Source organism: Sphingobacterium bovisgrunnientis, assembly GCF_009829085.1.
GTDB classification, from domain to species: domain Bacteria; phylum Bacteroidota; class Bacteroidia; order Sphingobacteriales; family Sphingobacteriaceae; genus Sphingobacterium; species Sphingobacterium bovisgrunnientis.
This window is the reverse complement of record NZ_WUQY01000001.1, coordinates 104,717-116,432: the sequence shown is the minus strand read 5'-3', so window position 1 is coordinate 116,432 and position 11,716 is coordinate 104,717. Positions and strand designations below refer to the sequence as shown.

Here is an 11,716-nt window from a genome sequence, read left to right as displayed (position 1 = left end):
ATCTAATTAGTATTATTTAAGCAGGGTCAACCCCATCAGTCCAACAACAACTTCATTGGTTTCTGTTAATAATTTCAATGATTTTAGTGATCTAGTTTTATCCAATGGTAAGTCCAATAGAGTAGCTGCTCCTCCATTGATTGCTCTTGACGTGAAACCTTTAATCTCATCGTACTTCTTGAGTGAACCACCTTTATACAATTCACCTGAATTTAATTTTATACGATAAGGAATTAAATCATCAGCTATTTCAAAAGCATAATTATCATCAAGAAAATCTTGTTCTATTGGCCACCAATTGGTTGGATTTTTCATATTTAAAGTATCAGAAGATCCATCATGATACTTCACTATGATTTTGGCATTCACCATTTGAGACTGCATCGGATTTGTTGATCCTGCAACTATGAAGTAAGCTTTAGAAGCATTACCACTCAATACAATATCTACCTCAGTAGGATAATTGTCCCATCGACTTGTAAAAATGATGTTTTTATCATTTCCTTTAATTAAAAATGGAATCCCTAAATAATTAACTAAATCATTTTTACGACTCGCCAAGAAACCTGTATCATCGATATTTGCTGTTACCAAAGGATAACACCAATTGCCAATACCTTGTGTGGGTAATTGTAGTGTTGGAACTTCAGGACGAGGTGACAGATATTTTTGTTGGAAAATATTTGAAACACGATCGTTATACTTCGAAGACAAATCGATAGAAGTATACTTCCCTTCATTAGGTATATCCCAATTGGTTATTGAAATTTTTGAAACACTATTGTTTGATTTTAAATTGAAAATGTTTGTTCCTTTCGTAAAAATTGAGAAAGGAAGATCTATTTTTTCCTTCGCGCCTGCTTGTAAGATTTTATCCAACTTAAATGTTCCTTTACTCAGGTATATTGATTTTGAAGAAGCAGAAACATTATGCAACGTCAGCTCCACGCTATTATCATTGACGTGATAAGAATGAGCTATTGGCTGTATTAAATCTACATTGATCGGAAACCAGCATGCTATATTATCTTTTTTCCCTTTTACAAAAAAAGTTCCTTTATGTTCTTTAGCTGAGAAATTGAATATTGTCCCTGTATGGTTTTTTACTATTTTTTGAGGATCGAATACTTCAATTACACTAAATCCGGCAGGTAAATTTATTTTAAATTCATCTGAGAATGCATGCTGAATAACTGATGTATCAAAAATAATATCAGATCCTGCATATTCAACTTCAATATGAAAATCTTGAGATTTTTCTGTCTTAAAAAGTATAATTGGATTTCCTATTGACTCTTCTTTTAACGTCCAGGATACTTCCTTACCATTAATAAGGACACGTTTTACAATAGTTGTGTAAACTGGAATTTCTAAGTGTAGTGCAATTGGAGAAGCATACTTAGTTTTAATAGTATACTTATTGGTATTATTCTCCTTTTTAAAGTTGTAACTCCAATGCGGAGTTACTAGCTCAGCAAAATCCCAATCCGCTGGAAATCCAGGTTTAATAGATACAAAGCCATCTAATAATTTTGGTAAATAACCAAATAATCCTTCAGTAAGTGTACGAGAAGCTACACCTATCGGATCTGCAAAATCACGGTATAATTCACTTCTGTAAGCGTCATAATGTGATAATTGTTGAAAATTACCTGGACTTATTCCGTGGTACATACTTTCTATTACATTACTTTTCCACAAGTGAAAAGCTTCATCACTTCGTCCTGATTGCCAATATGCCAATGATGCTTGCAGATTTTCGGCCAAAGCAACGTTGTTAACAGACCATGTATACGGTTGCCAAGTCGATGTAGCTAGTGTATACAAATTATCATGTTGCTGCCCATCAACTTGAATAGGAATTTTTGGCAAATAATTATTTATATACTGCGTATTTTGATAATTTTCAAAACCATCTAACATGTGTGCATCTGCGACATGATAAATAGTCCACAAACCTGGCTTATCATGGACAAGTTGTTGACCGAGCATATCTTGAAATTCAGCAAAATACCCCCGATCTTTCAACCACAATTTAGATTTCATTGCCTGCAAAATTTCTTTTGCCTCTTTTTCATAAATTGTAGGATCTTTGTTAATGATTTTAGCCAACTTCGCCGCAGCGACGTTCGCACGGTAATTATACGCAGTAGTATGAGCTACTCCCCCACCAGAATACTGCAAACCGTCACTTGCCCATATTGCACAATAGGCATCATATAAACCGTCACGTTTGAAATTTCGCCTTTCCCAATCCAAATGGCGTTCTATAGCCGGCCATAAATCCACCAAATACTTCGTGTCTCCGGTATAATCAAAATGTGAAAATATCTGATCGAAAAACACCAAATTCATATCATAATGATGTGCCACTTTATTATTATTGGGATTTCGAGATATATAACCACTCGAAAACATAGAAGTCCCCAGTTCTTCAATATGTCTTGCTAGATTGAGAGCTGTATCCATGACAACTTTTGCGGAAGAAGGTTCTAATACCTGGGAGTTAGAATAACTACTGAAATGCTCTTTAGCCCTATCATGCCAACCCAATGCATCAGCTGCATAGGCTCCACGCCATGCATTCAATCGCATCCGCCAAGCAACTGCACCATGTAAAAAAGTAGGACTCTCCCAGATAGCGTCAGCAGCCAAGGCCAACGTAGAACCAAAAGTATTGATAAAGCGATCTGGAGTTTTTAATTGAATACGATTAGCAATCATAAGTCGAGCTTCGTCTGCATTTTTCCACTCATTGGCTAATTGTTTTTCATCCACATTACCATTCGTTTTCTCACGAGAGATACTTATATAGATTGGCTTTGCTTCAAGTTTATATGGAACATAAACAATAGGATTTTTTGAGTTTTTGGCTTCAATTAATTTTATATCATTAATTAGTGAATTTGCATCTCCTTGCTGTACTCTGTGCGTATTAGAGAATGTTCCATACAAATATTCGTCGTTTTTCCTTCTATTGAGGTAATGCAGTTCAAATGTATTTTTTTTAATGGTATAAGTATTATTTATACAATATTCTGGCAGGAGATAAAAACTAGACTCCGGATCGGCGCCAATATCACCAGCACGACTAAAAGTAGAACCACTTGCTCCCCCATAGATTGCAAAAAGGCTTACCTCACTTGAAATGTTTTGTGATTCTATCTTCACAATCATTCCTTCTTTTTGATAGTGTGATAATACGGATATTGTTATTTGCCCATCGCCAAGTGATATGTCCTTGATCCGATAATTCATACGACCAGACTGCAATCTTGTTTCTATGTAATCTGCATCAATTAACCTTTTATTTTTCCCTTTTGCTTGTATAACAAATTGTAAATTTCCGCCCATTCCGGGCATATATAATGCAAATTCTGGTAAATCACCAGCTTCGACACGCGAAGCTAAATTATTTCCATAAAGAGCCTTATTAAATCTATATTTTCCATTGACTAGCAGAAAATCCCCGTTGTCCTCTGTATAGTGAAGACTTCGCTGATTTTTCTGCCAGTGTTTAGATTGCCCATGAATATTGCTTATGCATAGAGAAAGAATAAAACCCAACAAAATATTTCGTAGCATATCTTTTCTAGTCAAATGAAGTATAGGCTTTACCGTTAATTTTCACATTTTTCAAATTAACATTTTTTAGTTGATCAACTTTATAAGGCTCTTTAACACCATTAATGGTACAATCTATCATCGTAAAATTTGTTACAGGAGATGATTCATAGGCTGCTGAAAGAACAGCGTATTTTCCACCTTGACTAACATTTAATTTTTCTACCCAGATATTTCTAATAGTTGGGATATGGTTTCCTGGCTTTTCATAGAACATATTAAATCGAACTGCAGCCTCTTTGTATTGCCCTACTTGTGTGTTGTAGAAAAAAACATTTTCGATTACCCCACCACGGCTAGAACTAGTCTTGATACGTAAGGCTCTGTCTAATTCTTTGCTGTCCATCGTATTATTTAGCGCATATATATTTCGTGCACCACCACCAATTTCACTTCCTATTACTACACCACCATGTCCTTCTTTGAACATACAATTTTCAATAATGTGATTCTCCGCAGGGTGTCCAATATTTCTTCCATCTTGATCACGTCCAGATTTTATGGCTATGCAATCGTCTCCAGTATCAAAATAGCAGTCTCTTATCCATACATTTTTACAAGCCTCTGGATTTAATCCATCGTTATTGGGACCAAGTGTTACGACTTTTACTCTTTCTACTAATACATTTTCACATAATACCGGATGAATATTCCACATAGGTGCATTTATCAATTTCACATCAGCAATCCATACATTTTTACACAGATACGGTTGTATAAAATTTGGTCTTAAAAAATGACCATCACCATAAACACGATCGCGAGGATTTACCTCATCAGCCATTTGTTGATGTAATTTAGCTCTGGCTGGTTTTTGCTCCCCAGGACGGCTCTCATTCCATCCATAATGACGCGCGCCACACCAATACCACCAATTATCCATGTCAGCATTTCCATCTAATAATCCTTTTCCAGTAATGGCGATATTCTCCTCTTCAAATGCATAAATGAATGACGAATAATTCATACATTCCATTCCTTCCCAACGGGTGAATACAATTGGATAATCGGAGCTATCACGACTAAATAGAAGTGTAGCACCTTCGCTAATATGTAGATTCACATTACTTTTTAAGTAAATAGCTCCCGTTAAGAAAACACCCTTTGGAACAACTACTCTACCACCACCCTCATTATTACACTTTTCTATAGCTTCACGAATTGCATCTGTATTTTTATACTTTCCATCTCCCACTGCACCAAAATTTTTGATGTTATAGTCCTTGTTTCTAAATGTTGGGGCTTTTATTAATTTCTTTAGTTTCTTTACTTCTTCTAAAGGCTGTTTAGATGAGGTCCAAATTGTTTCTTGGCTAAGTGTAACTAAAGCCATGAAACACATAAAAATACATAAGGTAAGTTTTTTCATTATAAGCATAAATTTAAATTGGATTATATGATTTGAAATACGAAGGGTTTAATAGTTGATTAGCTGAATATTTGGTGGCTCCGAGCGAATTTTTGTATTAGACTTGGATTACGCTCCCTTACATAATTCTTAATCTCTGCATATGGAAGTGTACTTCCAATTGATTTCAATTTAAAGGAAGTGGATGCTGAAAATTCAAATCCACTCGTAGGCAATTGGCAAAAACTATCTATATTGGCAAAGAACTCCCTTCGGGTTATTGTTCGTTGTGTTGAATTCTCAAGTAAGGTCATTGATTTATAATGGTTATCAATATCTAAAATACCCATCCCAAACGCTTTGAGTATCCTGCAGTGTCCTGAAAAAGAGCTATAAATCTCTACAATGCCTATTTGTCTCCACAATGTTACAGCATAAAATCTTAAACGTCTTCTACCTAAAAAAGAACAATAAATTATCCAATGATTAGATTCTATATTAGGCAGCCCATCATTATCGCTTTGCTCTCCTGAATGGATATTAAAAAGCAATACGCTTGCTAATGAGCAAATATTTTAACAACTTTACGTAAAAGTCAAAAGCGCATCATTATCACTATGTATAAATCAATCTTTTCAACTATATTAATTTTCGTATCAATTGTAAGTTTTGCTCAGCCACAACCCACATTACAACAAAAGTTGCAGTCTAATCTTTCCTTACAAAATCAATTTCAGGTCTTATTAAATCAGTCAAGAAGCCAGGATGTACATTTCAAAGTAATACGTAAATCTAATATTGAAATCGTACAACGAAATATCGCTGATTCTATAGCAAAATATACAAAGGAAATAGCCTCTCTGAAAAGCAATTCATCTTCTTCGGTACAACAAGTACAATCTTTGAAAGATTCGGTACAAACGCTATCTCAAAGTTTAAAAATTGAGCAAGACAAAACTGATAGTATTTCTTTTTTAGGTATTGATTTTGGAAAGTCTTCTTATCACACGTTAGTATGGACGATCATTGGCGTTCTTGCAGTTGCGCTATTTATTATATTGATTTCTTTTAGAAAAGCTAAAGTAGATGCTGTAGAACATCAAAAAACTGCAGAGGAAGTTCAAAATGAATATCAAGCTCACAAAAAGAAAGCCTTAGAAACAGAACAAAAACTAAAACGTCAATTGCTTGATGAGCAGATGAAACGGGATTCATAATATGAACCAAGTTATAAGTATACTAGAAGAGCCAACTAATTTGTAAGTTGGCTCTTCTAGTTTTACAGCATGCTAGTACTAATAACCCGGATTCTGCATTGCTTGTTTTTCTGCTGGAGACAGTGCTATTCCATTTTCATTTGTAATAGCATCCAAGAATGATTGCGGCAGTGGTCTGTAGTAGTGCGTATTCGGATTGAACACTGAATTTCCTCTTACAAATCCATCGTTGAATGCTTTCCATCTTGCTTCCAACGTTTTCGTACGCGCTAAATCCTCCCAGCGATACAATTCTCCACACAATTCTCTTGTACGCTCATTCAATATAAATTGCAACATCTTTTGCGCGTTACTTGTAGCACCCAGTTTGTTGTAAATTGGGAGATCAACAGGCGAATTGTAAATATCGTTCACAGAGTTGATCACAAGTGACGAAGTAGTAGAAGATGTCGATACAGGCATGTCGTTGTTTGACTCGTAGTATGTGTTCTTATTCCAATAAATTGCACCTTCTGCGGAGAATCCACCACCTTTGCCTGCAGCATATTGATTGTTTAAATACGATTGTCCACCATCAATATGCTTGGTTCTATCTTCCCCTTCTTTAAATCCTGCGCGATTTCGTAGTCGATTTATCCATGCAATAGCATTTGCATACTGTCCTTCGCCCTTACGCACATAAGCCTCTGCTACCATCAATACATCTTCAGCTGAACGCGCCATGATAGCGTCACGAGTACCAAATTGAGATGCAATATTAATACGATAACCATCACGGAATTTGGACAATGCGACATAGCGTGAATGCGTACTCGCTCCTTGTGCCAAGAAATAGCCATAATTGCCATGTGCACCTACCCAGGCTTGAGGTTGTCCTTCAAAATATCTTACAAACGTATGTGTATTTTGCATTACACCAGCCTTTGCTACCGATGTAAGATCTGTACCAACTTTAGTAAATCTATTATCTCCCGCGTTATTAACAATATATTTAATAGCTAAATCTCCACCTCTAAAACGTTTTGTGCCAGCTACAGTTCCTGAAGGACCTATTGCAGCTTGTTCTGCCGTCCAAGAAGGAGCAGTATTTGTATTGTTGCTACCATACGTAGTGATAAAAGATTTCCAAAAGCGAGAATCATTCACACGATCAAAAACATCTAAAGTGTAATTTGTTGATCTAGCATATGAAAATTCACGACCACCAGAAATATCTCTTGAAGTACCTGCCAAATCTTGATAAACTGCTGGATAATACAAATGGATTTGATTACCATAACGTCCCCAAGTCGCTTGATCGTCTGAAAATTGAGCCGACAATACAACTTCAGATACACGCTCATTTGCGCTATTTGCTCTTTGGTAATCCCATAATTCCGTAAAATCATTTACCAATGGATGCGCATTTACAACTTCTGTCCCATATTTAATCACCGCATCTAAATCAGAACTCACAAAATTTGTATTCCAACCGCTATATAATTCACTTGCTCTAGTAAGATGTGATTTAGCCAAATAGTGAGCTGCCGCCCATTTCGTGACACGACCAAATTCCGTTCCCGTAGGTTTCAATAACTTATAAGCTTCTTCCAAATCTGAAATGATTTGTGCAAAGCACTCTTCTTCAGTATTGCGTTTGAAATAGGTGGATACACCATCAGAGGGAGTCAATTTAAGCGGTACACCCCCAAATTGAGTAACCAGTTGCAAATAGAAATAACCGCGCATGAAATAACCTTCACCCAGACGTACATCATAGTTGCTATTAGATTTATCATAGTATAAGGGAACGTTTTGAATCAAGGTGTTAGCCGACTCAATTCCTGAATACATATTATCCCATAGTGGTGCGATATTTTGCCCGCCATAAGTCGATTCTGTTGGATTTAAATCCGTACCATAACTATTAAAACTTGGAGATGCATTATTTGCATCTGTAAATTCATCTACCCCGAGATTGAAAAGCGCCATGCCCCAAGTGTAGTTGAATTTGAATTTCAATTTGGAATACACACCTGTTGACAAATCGTCTAGACCTTGTACAGTCGTAAAAATGTGCGTACTAGGTGGGCTAAGTTGTTCCTCTTTTAAAAAGTCTTTACTACAAGACTCAAAGATTGATATACAAGCAACACCTAAGACAGACGCTGCTATTATTTTAAAATTAATTTTTTTCATCTTTTTCTTTTTAAATATTAATCAGCGTTACTATTAAAAACCTACACTTAAACCCAAAACAAAACCTCTGGTGGTAACTGAAGAACCAATTTGATTGGAGTTGTTGTTGTAATTCGAAAGGTCTGTATCTAAAAAGTCGATTTTTGAATATAACATCGCAGGGTTCATTAGCTGACCATAAATTTTAATGTTACTAGCACCTATTCTTTGAAGTTTATTCATTGGCACATTATATCCAAAACTTACATTTCTCAATTTTATAAAAGATCCGTCTCTATAATTCATAGAAGAGCTGTACGTGTCTGCCGCTTCACCATTAGAACCAGGCATATAATATTCTGCGTCTTCATTTACACCCGGGATAAAATAATCCAACTTACGCTGCATATAACGGCCATCCAACGTCGCTGCTCCAGCATTCACTAAGAATCCCCAACGCGAATAGATGAAAAATGAAAGCTCAAAATTCTTATAATTAAGTGTATTGGAGATACCACCAGACCACTTAGGACGATAAGACCCTATAATTTGTCTATCAGTATTTAGATCAATTTTTCCGTCAGGAACTCCATCAGGACCACTTAAATCTTTTACGCGGATTTGCCCTGGCTTTCTTCCAAATGTAGCAGCTTCAGCTTCCTCCGAAGTTTTCCAAATACCATCGTATACCAAATCGTAAGCTACAGCCAATTCACTTCCTACAAACCATCTATTACCTACATCTTGCAAATTTCCATTCGCTAATTCCACGATTTCACCTTTATCTTTTGACCATGTCAAAGATGTACTCCATTGAAAATCTTGTTTCTGGATATTCACGGTATTTAATTGAAGATCGATACCCCAACCTTTTGTTTTTCCAACATTAGCATTTGTCGATGTATAGCCCAAGATAGATGGGATAAGCATTGACATTAATAAATCATCAGTCTTAGTGCTATAAACGTCTACCGCACCATTGATTCTATTATTGAAAAATCCATAATCCAAGCCCACATTAAATTGTGTTGTACGTTCCCATCCTAATTGAGGATTAGCCATTTTTTGTGGATTTGCTGCCGATGGATCTGAAGCCACATATCCTGGGACTGATGAGGTACCACTCCAATTATAAAATATTTGTGTAAGACCTCCTTTTGAGGCGTAAGGACCGATACCTTGGTTACCTACTACACCCATACCTGCTCTTAATTTTAATGCATTTACAAAAGATGCATTTTGCATGAAATTCTCTTTGTCAATACGCCAAGCCAAAGAAACGGATGGGAATGAATCCCATTGGTAACCAGGCGCAAGAACCGAAGAGCCATCCCAACGTGTGAATGCTGTTAATATATATTTGTCTTTGTAGATGTAGTTCAAACGTGCAAGATAGGACTCTAATTGATATTCACGCAATCCCGTACCATATGATCCTGTAAATCCTCCAGAAGAAATGTTGTACCACAGTTCACGTGCACTGTATACATCCGTAGCGCGCATAGTCGCACTTTCGAAATTATAAGCTGACGCTGACTGTAAGAAAGTTAAACCTAACTTATGATCCGTACCAAAATCTCTATCGTAAAACACCAAATTGTCCAATGTCCACGCCATAGTTCTATCCGGACTGTATGTCACTGCATTATTGCCATCACCGTTAATACCTTCTGCAGCGTTCGCAATACCTAATCTGTAATGTCTATATTCTGGACCAAACTGCATTTTATAGCGTAATCCTTTCAAAGGAGAAAAGATATTTCCAAAATCTATTTGTCCGAAAAAGCTACCCGTAGCCACTAAACTTTGACGCTGATTGGTATTGTGTTCCAATTCATTGATGGGGTTTATTATATTGATATCACCAGCAGCTGGATTGCGCAGGTAATTTCCATCAGCATCAAAAGGAACTGTCCACGGTAGCATACCACGCAAAGCATTGTAATAATCACCAGCTCCTGTAGTAGATTTTGTAAAACTGTATCCGTAATCTTGGTCGCCATACGTCAAATTCATATTCAGCCCCATGGTAAACCATTTGGTAGGTGAAGCTTCATAACTAATTTTCGAGGTAAATCTTTCATACAATTGGCCTGGTTGGGTTGCATCTTGTTTCAAATAACCAAATGAACCATATCCCTGCGTAATATCAGTACCTCCAGATACACTCAATGTATGCTCCGTCGATAGTGCATTCTTTCTACCGATTGATGCCCAATCAAATTCACCGACTAATGAAGGATCCCAAACTGTATTATTTTGTGTCCATCCTTTTGCAATATTTGCCCAAGATGCTGCTACTGATCCCCAACGCGATAAATCTTCGCTATAACTAGGTGTAGTAGATTTTGTCTTAGCCAATCTTGCGTAATCAATCCATTCAGCGGCACTCATGTATTCAGTCACATCGATCATTTTCTCTGATGTAGCTGTACCAGCATAATTCAAGGATGTTCTACCCTTCTTACCTTTTTTGGTTGTTACCAATACAACACCATTTGCTCCACGCGATCCATACACGGCTGTAGCAGAGGCATCTTTCAAAATATCAATAGTCTCAATATCTGATGGATTGATATTATCGATTCCACTGCCTTGCAAAGGCATACCGTCAACTACATATAACGGACTATTGGTAGCAGAAAGCGAGCGTAGACCACGAATCACAATGCTACCTGTAGTACCTGGACGTTGATTTGATGTAATGTCTACACCAGCTGCCTTACCCTGCATAGCTTGTAAAGCATCCTTTACGGGCATAGCTTTAAGTTCTTTTTCTCCGATACTTGCCACAGCGCCTGTTACATCAGATTTCCTTACGACGTTGTAACCAACGACTACCACCTCATCTACTTCGAGATTCTCAGCAGTTAATTGAACATTAATCGTAGTTCTTCCCGCAATAGATTCTTCCAGCGTCGCATAACCAATTCCACGAAAACTCAATACGCCATTGCTAGGTGCATCAATGTTATATTGTCCTGAAGAACTCGTTGAGACGATTTTTGAAGAACCTTTTAAAGAAACTGTAATTCCTTCAATCGGATTACCAGATATATCGGTGACTTTACCGGTGACTGGGGTTTGACCAAAAGACAGTGAAATACACATGCACATTAAGCTGAAAAGCAGTGTAGCCCTCATACTTAAATACTTTTGGAAAAATAGGTTAGTTTGTTTTTTCCTTTTCATTGTTTATCATCTAGTAGTTTATTTTGATTCCAAAATTGAAAAAAGTAGCAACCTAACGTTTACATAACTGCATACAAGTCTTGTATGAAAAGTGTCTCGCTATTCACATTACTTGTTTTAATTAAGTTCTAATTTTCTATTGGGTGGTAGAAAATAAAGTAGGTTTAAAATTTTTTCA

Annotated in this window: 5 protein-coding genes; 1 reads left to right on the top strand and 4 read right to left on the bottom strand. The window is 36.6% G+C overall.

What is annotated here, in order from left to right; all coding sequences use genetic code 11:
• Positions 1-12: 12 nt before the first annotated feature.
• Positions 13-3,585: a DUF4450 domain-containing protein gene (locus GOQ16_RS00350; RefSeq protein WP_160066810.1), complete on the bottom strand. Its 3,573-nt coding sequence runs from the start codon at positions 3,583-3,585 to the stop codon at positions 13-15.
• Positions 3,586-3,592: 7 nt separating this feature from the next.
• Entirely contained in the window at positions 3,593-4,957 is a 1,365-nt protein-coding gene (locus tag GOQ16_RS00345; RefSeq protein ID WP_240140932.1) for a glycoside hydrolase family 28 protein, read from the bottom strand.
• 632 nt (positions 4,958-5,589) lie between these two features.
• Between GOQ16_RS00345 and GOQ16_RS00340 the strand changes: the two genes are divergently transcribed.
• The gene (locus GOQ16_RS00340) at positions 5,590-6,189 is read left to right on the top strand and encodes a hypothetical protein (protein WP_160066805.1); all 600 of its coding nucleotides are present in this window, start codon (positions 5,590-5,592) and stop codon (positions 6,187-6,189) included.
• Between the two features lie 78 nt (positions 6,190-6,267).
• On the opposite strand, the gene GOQ16_RS00335 is transcribed toward GOQ16_RS00340, so the two are convergent.
• On the bottom strand, positions 6,268-8,367 hold the full coding sequence (locus GOQ16_RS00335) for a RagB/SusD family nutrient uptake outer membrane protein (protein WP_160066803.1): 2,100 nt from the start codon (positions 8,365-8,367) through the stop codon (positions 6,268-6,270).
• A gap of 33 nt (positions 8,368-8,400) precedes the next feature.
• Complete coding sequence (locus GOQ16_RS00330; RefSeq protein WP_204987395.1) at positions 8,401-11,457, bottom strand: SusC/RagA family TonB-linked outer membrane protein; 3,057 nt, start codon at positions 11,455-11,457, stop codon at positions 8,401-8,403.
• Between the last annotated feature and the right edge of the window lie 259 nt (positions 11,458-11,716).